Origin of the sequence: Neobacillus sp. SuZ13 (assembly GCF_030123365.1) — a bacterium.
Lineage (GTDB): Bacteria > Bacillota > Bacilli > Bacillales > Cytobacillaceae > Neobacillus.
This window is the reverse complement of record NZ_CP126107.1, coordinates 5,758,841-5,776,051: the sequence shown is the minus strand read 5'-3', so window position 1 is coordinate 5,776,051 and position 17,211 is coordinate 5,758,841. Positions and strand designations below refer to the sequence as shown.

17 protein-coding genes are annotated in these 17,211 nt (G+C 37.0%); 9 read left to right on the top strand and 8 right to left on the bottom strand.

Annotation, left to right across the window (positions count from 1 at the left end; translation table 11 throughout):
* Positions 1-109: 109 nt before the first annotated feature.
* Positions 110-319: a hypothetical protein gene (locus tag QNH17_RS28305; RefSeq protein WP_283876617.1), complete on the bottom strand. Its 210-nt coding sequence runs from the start codon at positions 317-319 to the stop codon at positions 110-112.
* A gap of 170 nt (positions 320-489) precedes the next feature.
* Positions 490-804, bottom strand: coding sequence for a HEAT repeat domain-containing protein (locus QNH17_RS28300; protein ID WP_283876616.1), 315 nt, complete (start codon positions 802-804; stop codon positions 490-492).
* 281 nt (positions 805-1,085) lie between these two features.
* Here QNH17_RS28300 and QNH17_RS28295 point away from each other — a divergent pair, with 281 nt between their 5' ends.
* From QNH17_RS28295 to QNH17_RS28270, 6 genes are all read left to right on the top strand, one after another.
* Complete coding sequence (locus QNH17_RS28295) at positions 1,086-2,345, top strand: L-lactate MFS transporter (protein WP_283876615.1); 1,260 nt, start codon at positions 1,086-1,088, stop codon at positions 2,343-2,345.
* Between the two features lie 56 nt (positions 2,346-2,401).
* The gene (gene fdhD / locus QNH17_RS28290; RefSeq protein ID WP_283879622.1) at positions 2,402-3,196 is read left to right on the top strand and encodes a formate dehydrogenase accessory sulfurtransferase FdhD; all 795 of its coding nucleotides are present in this window, start codon (positions 2,402-2,404) and stop codon (positions 3,194-3,196) included.
* Between the two features lie 34 nt (positions 3,197-3,230).
* Positions 3,231-5,315, top strand: a complete 2,085-nt coding sequence (gene fdhF, locus QNH17_RS28285; RefSeq protein WP_349632596.1) for a formate dehydrogenase subunit alpha — start codon at positions 3,231-3,233, stop codon at positions 5,313-5,315.
* A 334-nt stretch (positions 5,316-5,649) separates the two neighbouring features.
* Positions 5,650-6,795, top strand: coding sequence for a processed acidic surface protein (locus tag QNH17_RS28280; protein WP_283879620.1), 1,146 nt, complete (start codon positions 5,650-5,652; stop codon positions 6,793-6,795).
* A complete protein-coding gene (locus tag QNH17_RS28275; protein WP_283876614.1) occupies positions 6,795-7,391 on the top strand; it encodes a class D sortase in 597 nt (198 codons plus the stop codon). Before QNH17_RS28280 ends, QNH17_RS28275 begins: the two co-directional genes overlap by 1 nt.
* A 189-nt stretch (positions 7,392-7,580) precedes the next feature.
* A protein-coding gene (locus QNH17_RS28270) for an IS3 family transposase (RefSeq protein ID WP_283876058.1) occupies positions 7,581-8,959 on the top strand; the annotation gives its coding sequence in 2 pieces (ribosomal slippage) (positions 7,581-8,055 and positions 8,055-8,959; 1,380 coding nt in all).
* A 321-nt stretch (positions 8,960-9,280) separates the two neighbouring features.
* Here QNH17_RS28270 and QNH17_RS28265 read toward each other — a convergent pair.
* Positions 9,281-10,003, bottom strand: a complete 723-nt coding sequence (locus QNH17_RS28265; protein ID WP_283876613.1) for a DUF421 domain-containing protein — start codon at positions 10,001-10,003, stop codon at positions 9,281-9,283.
* Positions 10,004-10,510: 507 nt separating this feature from the next.
* Here QNH17_RS28265 and QNH17_RS28260 point away from each other — a divergent pair.
* Together QNH17_RS28260 and QNH17_RS28255 are read left to right on the top strand one after the other, a co-directional pair.
* On the top strand, positions 10,511-11,011 hold the full coding sequence (locus tag QNH17_RS28260) for a tyrosine-type recombinase/integrase (RefSeq protein ID WP_481858641.1): 501 nt from the start codon (positions 10,511-10,513) through the stop codon (positions 11,009-11,011).
* A 106-nt stretch (positions 11,012-11,117) separates the two neighbouring features.
* The gene (locus tag QNH17_RS28255) at positions 11,118-11,672 is read left to right on the top strand and encodes a YesL family protein (RefSeq protein ID WP_283876611.1); all 555 of its coding nucleotides are present in this window, start codon (positions 11,118-11,120) and stop codon (positions 11,670-11,672) included.
* Positions 11,673-12,313: 641 nt separating this feature from the next.
* Here QNH17_RS28255 and QNH17_RS28250 read toward each other — a convergent pair.
* The 3 genes from QNH17_RS28250 to QNH17_RS28240 all read right to left on the bottom strand — a co-directional run bounded on the left by QNH17_RS28250 (position 12,314) and on the right by QNH17_RS28240 (position 15,887).
* Positions 12,314-13,090: a hypothetical protein gene (locus QNH17_RS28250; RefSeq protein ID WP_283876610.1), complete on the bottom strand. Its 777-nt coding sequence runs from the start codon at positions 13,088-13,090 to the stop codon at positions 12,314-12,316.
* A 229-nt stretch (positions 13,091-13,319) separates the two neighbouring features.
* Positions 13,320-14,702: an L-cystine transporter gene (locus QNH17_RS28245; protein ID WP_283876609.1), complete on the bottom strand. Its 1,383-nt coding sequence runs from the start codon at positions 14,700-14,702 to the stop codon at positions 13,320-13,322.
* 417 nt (positions 14,703-15,119) lie between these two features.
* On the bottom strand, positions 15,120-15,887 hold the full coding sequence (locus tag QNH17_RS28240; protein WP_283876608.1) for an SDR family NAD(P)-dependent oxidoreductase: 768 nt from the start codon (positions 15,885-15,887) through the stop codon (positions 15,120-15,122).
* Positions 15,888-16,025: 138 nt separating this feature from the next.
* Here QNH17_RS28240 and QNH17_RS28235 point away from each other — a divergent pair, with 138 nt between their 5' ends.
* Positions 16,026-16,406, top strand: a complete 381-nt coding sequence (locus QNH17_RS28235; protein ID WP_283876607.1) for a MerR family transcriptional regulator — start codon at positions 16,026-16,028, stop codon at positions 16,404-16,406.
* A 188-nt stretch (positions 16,407-16,594) separates the two neighbouring features.
* On the opposite strand, the gene QNH17_RS28230 is transcribed toward QNH17_RS28235, so the two are convergent.
* Positions 16,595-16,783 carry a hypothetical protein gene (locus tag QNH17_RS28230; RefSeq protein WP_026568333.1) on the bottom strand — a complete coding sequence of 63 codons (189 nt, stop codon included), beginning with the start codon at positions 16,781-16,783 and terminating at the stop codon, positions 16,595-16,597.
* 234 nt (positions 16,784-17,017) lie between these two features.
* Positions 17,018-17,203, bottom strand: coding sequence for a hypothetical protein (locus QNH17_RS28225; protein ID WP_283876606.1), 186 nt, complete (start codon positions 17,201-17,203; stop codon positions 17,018-17,020).
* Positions 17,204-17,211: the final 8 nt, after the last annotated feature.

Sequence of the window (17,211 nt, the reverse complement as noted above, 5' to 3'; positions counted from 1 at the left end):
AAACATTTCACAATCTTTTTTGGAAATTTACCTAAAAAAGATTAATTAATAGAAAAATAAAAGGACTCCCTTTTTGAAAGTCTTAATGCATGTACCTCTTTGTATTAATCTAATCTTCTCGATTCGCATCACCGTCATTAGCTTCATTGGCTCCTTCGCCGAGATTGTTACCCATCACTCCACCTGTAATTGCTCCTACTACAGTACCAATCGGACCGTAAGCAAGACCCACGGTAGCACCAGAGACAGCACCAACAACAGCACCTACAGCCTCACCAGCATCGTTATCGACTCGATTGCGATCGTTTTTATCAGCCATTCATTTCACTCCTTATTAAAAAATGGGCAGTGCTTTTCCAGTACAATCCCTTAACATATTTTGTCCTCGAAATACAGAATTACACGATGAATAATTTACTCCCTTAAATATCCTAACCGTCAAGACAATAACAAAAAATTTTGCAACTATTGCTACCCGTTAGTGAAGAACTACTCATAATTTTCAATAATGTCTTCCAGCTTTTCGTAGTTATCTGGTTCTTTTTCATTTCGTAACGCATTCTTTAGAATTAATAATACTGATTTGTCACGAATTGCCTCTAATGCAATATAAGCAGCCCACCTTATATCAGCATCCTTTTCATTCACCATAGAATAAAGTGGTTCTATTAGTTGTTTATCAGGAAAAGATGAAGCAATTTGTGCAGTCCAATAACGAACCCCTCTATGGTCACTCTGTAACGATTTTACTAAATGAGGTAATACTTCTTCTTTACTGAATTGTGCACGATCATATTCAGCCATTTTTCATACCTTACCCTCATATTGAACATCGTATCCTCTTTATAGTCTGTTTAATTAATTTGGGACGCCTCTTTCTTTATGAACAGAGTGCACCTATGATTCTGACATCCCGCTTTAAAAATCGTATTATCTGCGCATTTACTGCATAGATATTTTATGGACGCCTGCCCTAAGTTGGAGTGTGCTCAAAACTACTTATAAGGGGTGTATGCCTGATCAATTGAAGAAATTGGTGGTTGTGATGTATTCAAATTGAATAAAAAAGAGGAGGACTATGCTGTATGGCAGAAACGAATAAGAATCGATGGCTTATCGCGGCAGCTGGTGTCGGAATCCACATTTCAATCGGTTCTGTATATGCTTGGAGTAATTTTACTGTTCCTTTAAAAGATTTGTTTGGCTGGTCAGATTCTGAAGTTGCTTTCACATTTAGTATTGCCATTTTGTTCTTAGGTCTCGCGGCTGCTTTTTTAGGGCATTTTGTTGAAAAGCATGGACCTAGAAAAGCTGGACTGCTGGCAGCAACTTTTTTTGGAGTAGGTGTTGCTGGTTCTGGGCTTGCGGTACTAGTAGGTTCGAAATTATTACTATATTTCTTTTATGGCGTGTTGGGAGGAATTGGCCTTGGAGTTGGTTATATAGCTCCCGTATCAACATTAGTAAAATGGTTCCCTGACCGTCGTGGACTTGCTACTGGTCTTGCCATCATGGGGTTTGGCTTTGCCGCAGCTATTTCTAGTCCCATTATGAATAGCCTAATTGAAAGTGTGGGGGTAGCCAACACCTTCTTTATTTTAGGGAGCGCTTACTTTGTGCTGATGACTGCATCCTCCTTATATATGGAAAAACCACCTGAAGGATGGATGCCAAAGGGATATAAGGCAAAAGTCGAATCAGGTGCAGCTAAACCAAGATTAGATTTATCCGAATTGACTGCGAACGAAGCGGTGAAAACAAGCCGTTTTTGGTATTTGTGGCTGATGCTTTTTATCAACGTCACGTGCGGTATTGCCATCTTGGCTGTTGCAAAACCACTGGCAATGGAATCGATTGGCATCGATACTGTCGCAGCAGCGGCCCTTGTGGGTGCAATTGGACTCTTTAATGGATTGGGCCGGATTGGATGGGCATCCATGTCTGATTATATAGGTCGTCCAAACACGTACACCACATTTTTCGTTCTCCAAATCGGGTTGTTTTTTCTATTACCGCATACATCAAATATTCTTTTATTCCAAGTCATGCTAGCCGTTATTATATCCTGTTATGGTGGAGGGTTTTCATCCATTCCAGCATATATTGGTGATTTATTTGGAACAAAGCAGCTGGGTGCGATTCACGGTTATATCTTAACAGCATGGGCAGCGGCCGGTCTCGTAGGTCCAATGTTTGCAGCATATATTAAAGATACAACTGGTACTTACGCAGGAAGCTTAACCTTTTTTGCAGGATTATTTATCATTGCACTAGTTTTTTCATTGTTAATACGTGTTGAGATTTCGAAGCTTCGAAAACAAAAAGAAGCAGAAATTACAATTTAAATTAAAGGCACATAGGCTGCGTTTTTAGTTAAGTATACGGGGAGGAACTAGTGGAAGTGAAGAATACAATTATTAAACGAACTATTACCCGTTATACACATGGGAACATTGAAGAAATAGAAGATTCTATTGTTACCGAACATCCGATCACTATCAAATTGAATCAAAATGAATTTGCGACACTAGTCTGTACCCCTGAATATATAGAGGATATGGTCATTGGTTTTTTAGTTTCAGAAGGGGTAATAAGAGGTTTTGAGGACATTGATGATATTTGGATTCAAGTAAAAGAAGGTTTTGCCCATGTTAAAACAAACTACGTTAATCATTTTTACAAAAAATTCCACTCAAAAAGATATATAACCTCTTGTTGTGGAAAGAGCAGACAGGGATTTGTTTTTTTCAATGATGCTAAAATGTCACGCAAATTTAAAGACGTTCACGTAAAAATAACATATAAAGAATGTTTTCACTTAATGGAGGAAATGCAAAAAAGCTCAAGTGAGTTTATCGAAACGGGAGGAGTTCATAATGCTTCTCTATGTAGTAAAGACGGAATCATTCTTTCCCGAGTAGATATCGGTAGACATAATGCACTGGACAAAATATATGGATATTGTCTACGTAATCAAATTTCATTAAGAGATAAAGTGATTGTTTTTAGCGGACGTCTTTCCTCTGAAATTCTAGCAAAGGTGGCCAAAATTGGGTGTGAGGTTGTTTTATCCAAATCAGCTCCTACAGAATTAGCCCTCGAACTTGCCGAAGAATTAGGCATTACTACGGTTGGTTTTATAAGAAAACATTCGTTGAATGTTTATACTCGACTAGATAGAATTGTTGAATCTTGAAATTACGAGAAAACAAGGTTAATAGAGAGGGGTTATTGTCATAGAAACTCATGTAAAACTAGTTGAGACCATTTGCAGTTTCTGTGGAACTGGATGTGGTCTTGATGTTGAGGTGGAAAATGAAAAAATCAGTAAAGTGAAAGGACATAAAGAAAATCCTTCAAGTCATGGAGAAACCTGTGTCAAAGGTGCACTTGGCTGGGAGTACATCCATAGTGATAGAAGATTAACGGAGCCGCTCATTCGAAGAAATGGCAGGCTTATGCCTGCCAGTTGGGATGAAGCCTTGACACTTATAGCTGAAAAATTTTCAGCCATAAAAGAGAAGGAGGGTCCAGATGCATTTGGCTGCTTCAGTTCTTCTAGATCGACGAATGAGCTAAACTATCTTGTTAGCAAATTGATGCGTACGGTCATCGGCACGAATAATATTGATAGCTGCAACCGAACGTGACATGCTCCTAGTGTCACCGGTCTGGTGACTGTGTTTGGTACGGGTGCAGCGACAGGGTCCTATGATGAATTAGAAAATACGGATGTTATTCTTGTTTGGGGAAGCAATACCCAGGAGTGTCACCCAATCATTTTTAATCATATGCGTCGCGGGATAAAAAATGGTACAAAAATGGTTGTAATTGATCCACGCCGAATCGATCAAGCAAAGCTTGCCTATAAATATTTACCTGTTCGGGTGGGAACGGATATTGCACTTGCGAATGCGATGGGGTATGTGATTATTGAAGAGGATTTAGTGCATAAGGATTTTATTAAAAATGCCACAAAACAATTTGAACTATATAAAGAAGCCGTCCAGCAATATACGCCGGAATATGCTGAAAAAATTACTGGCATACCAGCAGAAGATATTCGCGAAATTGCCCGCCTGTATGCTACCGCTGAGAAAGCAACGATTTGCTGGACGTTAGGCATAACGGAACACCATAACGGTACTGAAAATGTCTTTGCTCTAGTTAACTTAGCGTTATTAACCGGTCATATTGGAAAATATGGTTCTGGTCTAAATCCGCTGCGTGGACAAAATAATGTACAAGGCGGCGGAGATATGGGAGCTTTGCCAAATCGCCTTGTCGGCGGCTGGAATTACAATGATCCAGAAGGCAGGAAGCTTCATGAACAAGTATGGGGTGTACCCGTCCCTGAAAAGATGGGGAAACATCAGACATTAATGCTAGATGCAATGGAAAAGAAAGAAATTAAATACCTTTATGTGATTGGCGAAAATCCTGTACAATCAGATGCCGATGGAAATCGAATCCAGAAGATTTTTGAGAATCTTGATTTTTTAGTCGTTCAAGATATTTTGATGACAAAAACCGCCATGCTGGCTGATGTAGTCCTCCCAGCAAAAGGATGGGCTGAAAACGATGGTACATTGATCAATTCTGAACGCCGCATCCAACGAGTCCGTCCTGCATTAAAAGGGCCAGGCATATCCCGTCATGATCATGAGATCGTGCAGGATATTGCGAATAAAATGGGCGCTAACTGGAAGTACGAGTCGGCGGAGGCAATTTGGGAGGAAATTCGTCTGCTAGCACCTAATTTTGCCGGGGTAACGTATAAGCGAATTGACGAAGAAGGAGGTCTGCAATGGCCGTGTCCTGATGAAAATCATCCAGGTACATTATTTCTCCATGGCCGCTTATGGTCAAAAGATGTAGGCATGAAAGCGACATTTATGCCTACCCATTACCAGCCGCCAGCGGAGGTCCCAGATAAGGAATATCCTTTGATGCTGACAACAGGACGTCGACTCCAATTTTATAATACTGGGGTACAAACTAGTAATTATAAGAAGGTGAAAAATGCGGAGGAAGCGATAGAAATTCATCCAGATGATGCAGCTCAATATGGATTTAACGATGGTGATCCGGTCAGGGTAAGCTCCAGAAGAGGAAGTATTATCACTAAAATAAGAGTAAGCAATAAGCAGCCAAGAGGCTTAGTATTTATGACATTTCATTTTCCTGATAAGGTAAATACAAATCTATTAACCAATCCTGCTACCGATCCACTTGCCGGAACAGCCGAGTTTAAGGCATGTGCTATAAAAATTGAAAAACAAGAGGAGAAATCACAGCTTCCTGACGCTCAGTAGCAGTGCTAGAACATTAGACCGCGAAATGTGACAGGCTTGGGAAAGTCCCTAACAGGTTATCACTAAAACAGGATCAGATCCTTGTGAATCATGGATCTGATCCTTTTTCTTTCTTTCTCTTTAGTTTATTTACGAAAAATAAAAAACCATGTTCTTTAATAAGTTGTAAATTAACTTTGGGAAAAATCATAAAGTGAGGAAACCTCTTTTACAATCTTCTACTTAATTTCCATATATTTCGTCAAAAAGACTCTATTTTTACCCTCATATTTCCTCTAAAATACATAGTTGGAACACTTTTTTTCTAAAAAATATAGGGGGAAATAAAAAAGTGATGAAATTTCAAAAGATTTTATTGGCGGTTGTCCTTCTGTTTGGTTGTTTTCCAGCTGTAGGTAATGCAGTCGCGCCAGATGAGTTAAACGCATTTTTAACCGAAACGAAGTGGACAGAAGAGGATTTAGACTCCTATCTGGAATATTACTATGATATGAGCTTGAAAGATTTTTCTACGATTGATGAATTAAAAGAAACGCTAGGTGAGCCAATTACTGAAGAAAATCTACAGAAATTTATAAAAGATTACGAGTTTCAAAATGAAGCAGACCTTGTTGCCTTCCTTATCGAAAACGGGGAAATGGAAAAAGGTGAAAATATTAAGGATGTCTTTCGATATATGAATGCCCTTGAGGATACTGTTTATTATTATACAGAAGACATCGGCACCCCGATTACAGATGAAAACCTCAATGAACTTCTTGAAGATTATGATTTGACTCTTCAGGAATTGAAGGATTTATTGAAAAAGAATGACGATTCACTGGACGATTATGAAACGATTGAAGATCTGGATATGGCTGTAGCTTTGTATTTGGGCGGCGGAAATGGAATAGAGGATATTGTTTCCGAAATAGGCATTACAGAAACCGAAATCATGGCAATGATGGCCCATTTTGAAAGCCTCAAACTAGATGAAGCGACGGTTCAAGAAAAAATGGCATCATTTCAGAAACGTCTTGAACCATTTATTGATTTAGAAACGGCCAGCGAGCTTACAACTGAACAGGCTGCCGAGTTGGCCAGCATTGTAGATGAAATCTTTAACATCGTTGAATTAAAGCCTAAGTTTTATCTTGTCAAGGACAGTAAAAAGAAACCAGTTACCATTAATGAGCTTGTCAAGATGAAAGATGCACAAGGTTATGGCTTGTTAATCGAGCTTTATAATAAAGAGGGTAAGTTTCTTGCGGATGTGTTATTTCCTGCAGACATGCTTAATTCTGAATTAATAGATGAAACGGTAAAAGATGTGAAAAAAATCGAAACGGCTGTAATAAGCACAAAGGAAAAGCAGCCACGAACGATTAAAGGTGGTAAACTTCCAAATACAGCAGGCCATTATATGGATTGGGTACTGGTTGGTTCATTAATGATTCTTGTAGGTGCTATTTTTTATCGCAAGAGGAAAGAGCAAGCCTAATGAAAAAGAAAATTCCGGCTCGAAAGTGGATGAGCATCCTCCTAGTCCTTGTAGGATTAGGGATTGTGTTATCAAACATCAGGCCCATTTTTCAACAAACAAATGAGAGTCAATTCCAAAATAAACAGGAAAAAATAGCACCCAAAGCAGTAAAAGAAAAAGTTGATTCGAAGTCACTTTACGCAGTCCGTTACAAAATAGGGGATCGGATCGGAGACTTGGAAATCCCGAAGCTTTCTAAGACCTTGCCGATTTTTCATGGGGCAAATGAAGATGAACTGGAAAAAGGAGTCGGCCATTTTGCAGGTAGCGTGCTGCCTGGCGAAAAGGATAATTCCGTTCTTTCAGGACACAGGGATACGGTGTTTAGACAACTGGGAAAGATCGGAAAAGGTGATTTACTCATTGTAAGGACATCTGCGGGCAAGTTTACCTATAAAGTAAGAAGAACACGAATTGTTGATGCCGATGATCGGACCGTGATTGTCCCTAAACCGAGGGCTACCCTGACGGTTACGACCTGTTATCCATTTTCATACATTGGCAACGCACCGCAGCGCTATATTTTAATAGCAGATTTAATTAGCTCTATGTAATGTTCCCAAACATGAGAACGGAAAATAAAAGGACAAAGATAGCATGCAATGAAAAGTTTGAGGTGCTTTTCTTAAAATACGTGCCGGAATGACAGTCATATTGGAATATAAAAAAGTAAAACTCGCCATAGAAAAATGATCTGCCCCGTAAATGTTAGACACCATTCTAACATTTACGGGGTGTTTTTTATGGCTAAATTTAATTCGGAGGATAAAATAGCTGCTGCTCAGCGCTATTTGAATGGCAATGATAGTTATCAAAAGATTGGTGATTCCATTGGAGCACACTCTTCTCTCATAAAAACTTGGGTGAAGCAATACGAGATAAACGGTGTAGAAGCGTTTCAAAAATCCTATACAAGTTTCTCAACAGAGTTTAAACTAGACGTACTAAAATATATGAATAACTACGGGACGTCACCGAATGAAACAGCTGCTATTTTTAAGATAGCTGATCCTTCTACCATTCGAAAATGGAGCAGGCAGTTCGAGGAACATGGAATTGATGCCCTTAAATTAAAGAAAAAGGGGCGTCCATCCATGAAAAAAGAAACAGTGAAAACAGAAACACAGAAACAAAAAGCCAACAAACCAATACATAGCGAAGAATCTTTGGAGTTTTTACAATCAAAAGTTGAACGTTTAGAAATGGAGATTGCCTACTTAAAAAAGTTGAATGCTTTAGTTCAAATGCAGGAAAAATTACAAACAAAATCAAAGCGCAAGTAATTTTTGATCTAAAGCAAAAGTATGAGGTTGTGGATCTAGTTGAAGTCGCTGACATGAAACGCAGCACGTATTATTATTGGGAAAAACGATTAAATCAGCCTGATAAATATGAAAAAATAAAGGATGCAATTAAAGAGATTTTCCATGAACATAAAGGTCGTTATGGGTACCGTCGAATCACGAAAGAATTAGAAAAAAGAGGTTTCCACCATGATCCCAAAACCATCAATAGTTTAATGAATGATATGGGGATAAAATGTATGGTGCGTATGAAGAAGTATAAATCTTATAAAGGTAAGGAAGGCAAAATAGCTCCGAATGTCTTAAATCGAGATTTTACTGCTGAGAATATGAATGAAAAATGGGTAACAGATGTTACAGAATTCCGCCTATTTGGTGAGAAGCGCTACCTCTCTCCTGTCCTGGATTTGTGTAATGGTGAGATCATTGCCTATAGCGTCATGAATCGTCCTGTATATACATTGGTAGGAGACATGTTAAATCAAGCAATTGAACGTCTTAAGCCCGGAGACAAGGTCATTCTTCATTCAGATCAGGGTTGGCACTATCAAATGGGAAAATATCAAAAAAAATTGAAACAACATCAAATTACACAGAGTATGTCCCGGAAAGGAAATTGTTTTGATAATGCAGTCATGGAAAATTTCTTTGGCTTATTAAAGTCCGAACTCCTTTATCTACAGGAATTTGATAGTTTAGAGCATTTTGAACGGGAATTAGCTGATTATATTTACTATTACAATCACAAGAGAATGAAGTCAAAATTAAAAGACCTGAGTCCAGTAGAATTCCGAACTCAAGTCTTAAAAGTTGCATAAAAGTATTTGTCTAACTTTTTTGGGTCAGTTCAAAAAAATGGCGAGTTTCTTTAATAGGAATATAAAAACTTGGAATTCACTCCATTTTAAATAAGATGTCTTGTCCTTAATTGAGTAACCAGCAAAAGTAAAATAAACGGAGATTTTCCGGTTATGCAAAGCAAAATCTCCCTTTTTCGAACTTTTCGAGTAAATAGGCGGAATTTCTCCGTCTATTTAACCCTTTTTTAATCATAATTACTAATTAAGCGGAATTCTTCCGTCTATTTACCAGCTCAGGTGCTCACCCTAATCCTCCAACCGAAAAGTGCTATTTTTATGTTAGTTCTCATTCCCCGGTTTATAAGTGCTAATAGTCTCATCACGCTTTTTTTTAATATCAAACTCAACATTACCTTGTTGATTATAAGTAGCTAAAGTAATTTTATGTAGGTCCTCTTTTCTGAGATGATGGATGCTCATTTGAGAATACAGCCAATCCAAATTTTTATGTACGAACTTTAAATTATGCTGGATGATATCACCGTCCATAATTAAGGGGATTGATATAAAGGTAGGACTAGGTTGAAGATTTAGGTCACTGGGTTGTAAGGGTCTTTTATCAGACTTGGGGATGATACTAACCTGTCCAGACTCCTCCATCACCGCCATCTCCACATCTAATATGCTAGTATATCCCTTGGTTCGAAGGATACCTTGAAGTTCTTCAACCGTTAATCGAACTCTTGCTAACCCTTTTTCGTCGATATCCCCTCCCCGAATTAAACAAGTGGGGCTGTGAGAAATCCAATACTTCAACTTGTTGACTAATGCCAGTCTCGATAAAATGATATATAAAAGAGCAATTGCAAAAGAATACCAAGCAGCTGACCAGTTGTTTTTTGAAACAATTGGCTCAGTTATAGCAGTTCCCATGATCTGTATAAACATCAGGTCGAAGGCAGTCATTTGCGCAACTGACCTCTTTCCAGCAAATTTCACCAATAAAAATCCTAAAGAAAACACCATAAAAGGTGTCCATAAATAATCATTTAAAAATGTCACGTTTTAATAATAGCCTCCTTAAAACCCTTATTACCATTATTCCTAGTCTAAGCGGGAATAAACTTAGAAAAGTAATGTTGTTCGGGCCACAGGACACCTACTAGTTCCTTCTATCATTATTTTGTCATACTCATTGTCCCAGCGAAAAGTTCTCTAGCATTTGAGGTTCGGTGTGATTTGGCTTGGTTAGGACACTTAGTATTTACCCCCTAATAGATAAATACCCTGTGCTTTTTGGCCAATTTGCTCCCTCCAAATTAATAATAAGGATTTATATTGATTTTCGCACACGAGAAAAGAAAAGAAATTGGTAACTTAATAGATAAAAAGTTACATTCGTGCTCTTGGACTATTGTAATTTATCTTAAGCTAAATTAACGTTAAACAAAAAGTGTTACATTCGGAAACTTGGTTTTACTGAATATGAAGGAGGGGTTAACAAAATTGAGTAAAAAAGATGAAATTAAGGATGTTCAACCACTAAGAGACTACGACCAGATAATCGATATGAAGTGGTCCTTAAAAAAGTGGTGTGGTGATCGGGATTATATTTTATTCCTTTTAGGAATCAATACCGGTTTACGTGTTACTGATCTATTAAATCTAAGGGTCAAAGATATTAAGAAGAAAAAGAAAATCACTGTTAAGGAAGGTAAAACAAATAAGCCTAGAACAATTCATTTAGCTAATGTCTACAAGGAATTAAATGAATATATAAAGACGTTAGAGGGGTCAGAATGGCTATTTCCTAGCCGTAAGGGTGATAAGCCTATAACACGGATTCAAGCCTATAGACAGCTAAATAAGGCCGCAAAAATGGTGGATATAGAGGACGGTATAGGAACCCATACCATGAGAAAAACTTTTGGCTACTGGTACTACAAACAGACAAAGGACGTTGCTAAACTACAAATGATGTTAAATCATTCGCACCCTAAAATAACTTTACAATATATCGGAATAAATAATGAGGGACTGGATAATAGCTTAAATAACTTTATACTATAATGCCTTTTAGACGTTAATATTGGTTATAAAAAACAAACAAAAAACCAAGGATTCCTTGGTTTTTTATTTTCCCTAGAGCAAGTTATTTTTCTAAAAAGATTTCCTAATGACCATTTGTGTAGGGAGCCTATATTCTCTAAAGCGGTTGGATGGTTTACTTAGTTTTTTTAGGAGTACTTCAGCAGCTTTGGCCCCAACTGTTGCCCTATATGGTGTAGTGAGGAAATGGGTTTCAGGCAGGGATATTAATGGTATCTTTCGTATCTATTTTTCATTATTTCGGGAGTGTTTTGTGCAAAGTTTTGGAATTTCGATCGGATGGTTCTTGTTAGCATTCTTTCTATATTTTGATTATCACATCATGCGATTTAACGGATCGTTCTTTATCCTCGGATTTGTTACTCTAATTTTCTTAGCCATTACGGTGTATCTATTTCCTGCCATGGCTCATTTTAATACAAATTGGAAAAATATGATTCGAAATTCACTGACAATGGCAATCGCCTATCCATTAAAAACAATGTTATTAGTGGGTATCCTACTTTTAACTATTCTTTTTATTTATCTTTTTCCAATTTCTATTCTGATTCTTGGAAGCGTATCTGCTTATTTATCCTACAGAGTGTGTCATAATTTATTTGAAAAAATGGCAGACTCCTAATGACAGAGATTTAATGAAAAAGTAGCTTAAGAGGGAAAAATAATGATTTGTTCCAGCTCAAATGCCTGTTTTTTGTTTTTTGGGGAGATAAATCGCTGATAAAAGTGTGTTTTCTCTCAATGAATCGTAGGGAATTCGTTCATTAAAGGGGAAAATTCGCCCATTGAAACGGATTCGCTGATAGAATCCGAGAATTCGCTGATAGAACATCGGAATTCGCTGATAAAAAGGTCATATTCGCTGATAAACTCCCGTTATTCGCTGATATAATTCTTAGGTGGCCAAATTTCTCCACTTTTAGTCCTCATAATCGTAAAAAAAGAAAGTTTATTTGCGAATCTGTCCCATTTGTTACCGGAAACTTCACTATTTCTTTGTGAATTCATAGAAATTAATAGTTTAGTAGATTCCGGCTAAAAAGTGCTGTTCAAAAAACCACAGGGGAGGATTTCGTAAACCATAAACAAAAAAGGATAGCCCTATTAAGGCTATCCCGTACATTCTATTAAGCTTCGATTACTCTAGGCTGTTGGTAAACTTCATTTTCTAATTCACCTGTGATCTTACCAGTTAGCACGCCGGCGGTCTTTGAAAAAGCCAATACTTACTAAGTAAGAATTGATTTTTTTATAAGGTTCGAATTAATTGTTTTCGTAGTACGGTGGCATTGTGCCTTTTTCTGCACTAGCGGATGAAGATCCCCGTTCTACTTGATAAGATAAAATCCAATAACCTTTGACCGATCCCTTACTCCAATTTTCCGTAAAGGTAACCATATAAACCTCGTCTTCCTTTTCTTGGACATTCGTTTCTCTTTTTACTTGATATCCATCAATAGTGCCTTCCCATTTCCCTATTTTTTTAGGGAATTTTTCTATGGTAGTACCTTCAGAACCATCAGTGGCGAATTCAACAGCCTTTTCTTTTGTAAATGGAGGCATTGGCGGAGAAATGAATTGTAAATATCCCCAAGCTATGAATAGGAAAGCAAGTGGAAAAAGAAAAAGCATTTTCACACGTTTGTTCTTTGACGCCCATTTATATAGCCATTTATCAATCACTGCATACAGTATTGCAGCAAACATACCATAAAAGGCAAGTGTTTTCTCTTTTAGAACTACTCCGATTACCGATCCAAATGCACCAACAATTAATACATATAACCAATCGTGCTGCCTAAACCATTTTCTTTGAATATACTCTACTCCTATAGACACCAGATTTCCGTAAATTAGGACAATAACTCCAATATAAATTAAAAAAAATAAAAACCAACCAATGAATTGATTTCCTTGATTATATACATCTTCAGGATTAGCTTGAATGCTGAAAAACAATAACAGTCCCGTAGTAACAATAGTGGAAACACTTGTTGCAATCAATTTTCTTTTCATAAAGTTTCCGATACCAGTTTCCATTTTACCCCCGATCTTCGTTTCCTTTTAACTAATCATTTTTTATTACTTATTCACCTTAAAAGCAAATTATCCTCTATATATTGAAATGTTTATAAGTTGGTAGTTGGGCGGTCCGCGAGCACCTCAAAAAAACAGGGACATTTTTGAGGTGAAAGTGACTACTAGAACTATCCCTATGATCGATAAACAAAAAAGGATAGCCCTTATTAAGGCTATCCCGTAAATTCTATTAAGCTTCGATTACTCTAGGCTGTTGGTAAACTTCATTCTCTAATTCACCTGTGATCTTACCAGTCAGCACGCCGGCGGTCATGCTTCCGCTGACATTCAAGGCGGTACGACCCATATCAATTAAGGGTTCAACTGAGATTAATAGTCCGACAATGGCAATTGGCAGGTTTAATACGGATAGAACAATCAATGCGGCAAATGTGGCGCCGCCGCCAACACCAGCAACCCCAAATGAACTAATCGCTACTACTAAAATTAGCGTAATAATAAACGATGGGCTGAACGGATTGATGCCCGCAGAAGGTGCAACCATGACGGCTAGCATTGCAGGGTAAATACCAGCACAGCCGTTTTGGCCGATGGAAAGTCCGAAAGATGCGGCAAAGTTAGCAATCCCTTCCGATACACCAAAGTCTTTTGTTTGTGTTTTGATATTTAAAGGTAATGTCCCCGCACTTGTACGAGAAGTAAAGGCAAATGTTAGTGCAGGCAATGCTTTTTTTACATAGTTTACAGGACTTAATTTAGCTAGTAATAGTAGCAGCAGATGCACGACAAACATCGCAATTAAAGCCACATAGGATGCAATCACAAACTTCCCTAATTTCGCGATCGCTGCATAATCACTCATCGCCATCACTTTCGTAATTAACGCAAGTACACCATATGGAGTAAGACGAAGAATAAGTGTGACGACCCTCATGATAATCGCGTAAAAAGTATCAATGATTTTTGCAAAAAATTCCCCATGCTCCGGATCTTTTCGCTTTACTCCAAGGTAAGCCATACCCACAATTGCGGCAAAAATAACAACGGCGATTGTAGAGGTTGGACGGGCACCTGTTAGATCTGCAAATGGATTACTTGGAAGTAACTCGATGATTTGCTGTGGAATCGTCATGTCTTGAACGCCCACTACTTTTTGTTCCAATTCAGCATTTCGAGCTGCTTCGGCATCCCCTTGATTTAATTGAATTCCATCCAGGCCAAATCCTAGCGCGGAACCAATTCCAATCGCTGCAGAAATAGCCGTCGTTCCAAGAAGAATGGCAATCACAAGAAAACTAATTTTCCCGATATTTTTAGTCAACTTTAATTTCGTAAATGCTCCAACAATCGAAATAAACACAAGCGGCATGACAACCATTTGCAATAGTTTTACATATCCCGTTCCAACGATCGCAAACCAATCGATGGACTTTACCGTAATGTTGGACGTTGTCCCATAAATAAGATGAATGATAAATCCAAAAACAATCCCCAAACCCAGTGCAGTAAATACACGCTTAGAAAAAGACACATGCTTTTTCTGCATCGCGAACAATCCAACGACAAGCAGTAGGAAAACGGCAATATTAATGATGATCAAGATAGTATCCAATTTTAATCCCCCTATAACGATTATGTATATTTTAAAAATACTATAATACTATTATTCCAATCGGTCAAGTCGGAATTATAAAAAATAGAAGAGCAACAGAGTAACGGGTTCAGTTTCCTATCACAAAACCCGAAAATGCAATCAAATATGTAATTAATTTTGTACCGCTGTTTGTATCTGTTTTTGTAATCAAAATAAAAAGGCTCAGTTCGCTAAACTGGGCCCTTCCTACTATCCATTTTCGATAGCTTCTTGAACTTACCTAACCTGTTAGTTGAACAAATATATGAAAGGTTCTCCTAATGGAAGAACCTCTTTTTGATAGGATAATACAATTAGTAAAGAACTTCTTATATACGTAAAAGTATAAAGATAATAATCCAGAAATTTTTGAATATCGCTGATAAATCAACCTTATTAGCTTCTCATTCTTACTGCATAAGGATAAATTGGATCTTTTAATTGAAATTCATAAGTAAGACCATCTACAATTCCAACTATTTTTTCGCTATCGTAAAGATCAAGCATAAATCCTGCCATTTCTTTGGCTGTATGGTATTTAGGAAGAAGTCCTTCAAACTTAACATTTTCTTCTAAATCATACGATATTTTTGCAAATTCAGTTTCAGTTGCAGCAGGAGCTAATACTTTTGCTTGCATGCTTGCCCCTTTTTCTTTTAATTCATGTGCAAGCCCTTCAGTAAAGGCACTTACATAGAATTTAGAAGCACAGTATGTGATTGCATTTCCAATAATCGTATAACCCCCACCTGATGAAACGTTAATTAATTGTGTTCCTTCAACTGTGGAATAGTCACGCACATAAAGAGAAGTTAAAATAGTTAAAGCCTCGATATTTAAATTAAGCATTCTCTCAATTTTAGTTAAATCTTGATCTCCAACTGATGCAAAATTGCCAAATCCTGCGTTATTAATCCACGTTTCAATTTCATATTCCTTTAAATCTTCATATAATGTATAAGCATTTTTTATATTTGATAAATCAACTGTTTTTATAACGATATCTAATTCTGCATTTACTTTCACGATCTCTGATTTTAGTTTTTCAAGCTCCTCAGTTCTTCGTGCCACAATGACTAAATTTTTACCACGAGCAGCAAAAGCAAGTGCTGTTTCATATCCAATACCAGAACTTGCACCTGTAATAACTGTATATTTTTTCATTTTATTGCCTCCTAATATTTTGTTATACTAACAAAAATTGATTGTTAACTTTTAGGATTTATTATAGTGGTTAGAGCAAACTCTAAGTCAAACCTATTTTTTACACTTGATTATCATTGGTTAAAAATGGAGGGTTTTATGTATACAATTGGCGAAGTGGCACAACTAGTAGGAGTTAGCACACATACATTACGTTACTATGAAAAAGAGAATATCATTCTTCCAGATCGTAATGAACATGGAGAAAGAAAATATACTGAATCACATCTTCAATGGCTAAAATTTGTTTTAAAATTAAAAGAGACGCAAATGCCGATCACAAAAATCAAAGAGTATGCCGTCTTGTATACTGAAGGAGAACATACAGCAATTAATCGATTAAAACTATTAGAAGATCATAAAAGTTCCATAGAAAACCAGATAAAGACACTGAAAGAAACGAATAAAATGTTAGAACATAAAATTACTTCATATAAAGAAATGATACTGAAAGGTAATGAAGTAGATACAAATGCATAATATTATATGAAAATGAAATATTCGTTAGTATTATTATGTTTAGGGTAAATCACATAACACATAAAAAAAGGAACGCACATATTAGATGTGTATAATATGTGCGTTCCTTAATTAATTGTTATTGAACTAACGCCCCTGTTACTTTGGTATTCAGGAAGAATAAACATTGGACTTATCTAATGCTCCTTCTATGTAGAAAAAAACTTTAATCCAGTTTGCTTGACGACTTCAGGCCAGCTTAACTTTAACCTGCGACAAATGGTTGTACTATAAACTTGTCCTTTCCTCTTCAACAAATCATAATCCCTTTGGTTAGTTGAACCAATCCGTAGCAATTCTGTTTTCAACTCTCCAAGTATCTCTTGTCTTGTTTTCAATCTACTCACCTCTTATTGATTTACAAAAAATCGAGCCAGAAAGATTGATAATGCATGTCTCCGCTTTAAAATGTTTTTTAGGAGCGGTTTATATTTGTTATACAAAATATTGAGATGTCTAACCATTTTCATCTATATAATCAATTACCGACTTATTCCTTTTTAAGATCAATGAATAAAGTACTTTAAGGGGTAAATCAATTTTCTGAATACTAAGCCCTGCTTTCTGTAACGCTACTTGACTGGCAGGTACCGACCCCATTCCGATGATAAACACTCTTTTGCGTTTTTTAGTTCCCTTAACCTTTCTTTGATAAACTCAATTTGTTCCTCGGTAATAATAAAATCCTTAAGACGATCCTCAAAATGAGCAATTCGTCTTTCTAATTCCTCTATAGTAGGGCTATTAGTATTCTTCATAAATCTTC

Excerpts from the sequence above, each read along its gene's own strand:
- QNH17_RS28295 (WP_283876615.1), top strand. The coding sequence starts at position 1,086 with ATGGCAGAAACGAATAAGAATCGATGGCTTATCGCGGCAGCTGGTGTC.
- QNH17_RS28255 (WP_283876611.1), top strand. The coding sequence starts at position 11,118 with ATGACCATTTGTGTAGGGAGCCTATATTCTCTAAAGCGGTTGGATGGT.
- QNH17_RS28280 (WP_283879620.1), top strand. The coding sequence starts at position 5,650 with ATGAAATTTCAAAAGATTTTATTGGCGGTTGTCCTTCTGTTTGGTTGT.
- QNH17_RS28260 (WP_481858641.1), top strand. The coding sequence starts at position 10,511 with ATGAAGTGGTCCTTAAAAAAGTGGTGTGGTGATCGGGATTATATTTTA.
- QNH17_RS28250 (WP_283876610.1), bottom strand. The coding sequence starts at position 13,090 with ATGGAAACTGGTATCGGAAACTTTATGAAAAGAAAATTGATTGCAACA.
- QNH17_RS28275 (WP_283876614.1), top strand. The coding sequence starts at position 6,795 with ATGAAAAAGAAAATTCCGGCTCGAAAGTGGATGAGCATCCTCCTAGTC.
- QNH17_RS28240 (WP_283876608.1), bottom strand. The coding sequence starts at position 15,887 with ATGAAAAAATATACAGTTATTACAGGTGCAAGTTCTGGTATTGGATAT.
- QNH17_RS28235 (WP_283876607.1), top strand. The coding sequence starts at position 16,026 with ATGTATACAATTGGCGAAGTGGCACAACTAGTAGGAGTTAGCACACAT.
- QNH17_RS28225 (WP_283876606.1), bottom strand. The coding sequence starts at position 17,203 with ATGAAGAATACTAATAGCCCTACTATAGAGGAATTAGAAAGACGAATT.
- QNH17_RS28300 (WP_283876616.1), bottom strand. The coding sequence starts at position 804 with ATGGCTGAATATGATCGTGCACAATTCAGTAAAGAAGAAGTATTACCT.
- QNH17_RS28305 (WP_283876617.1), bottom strand. The coding sequence starts at position 319 with ATGGCTGATAAAAACGATCGCAATCGAGTCGATAACGATGCTGGTGAG.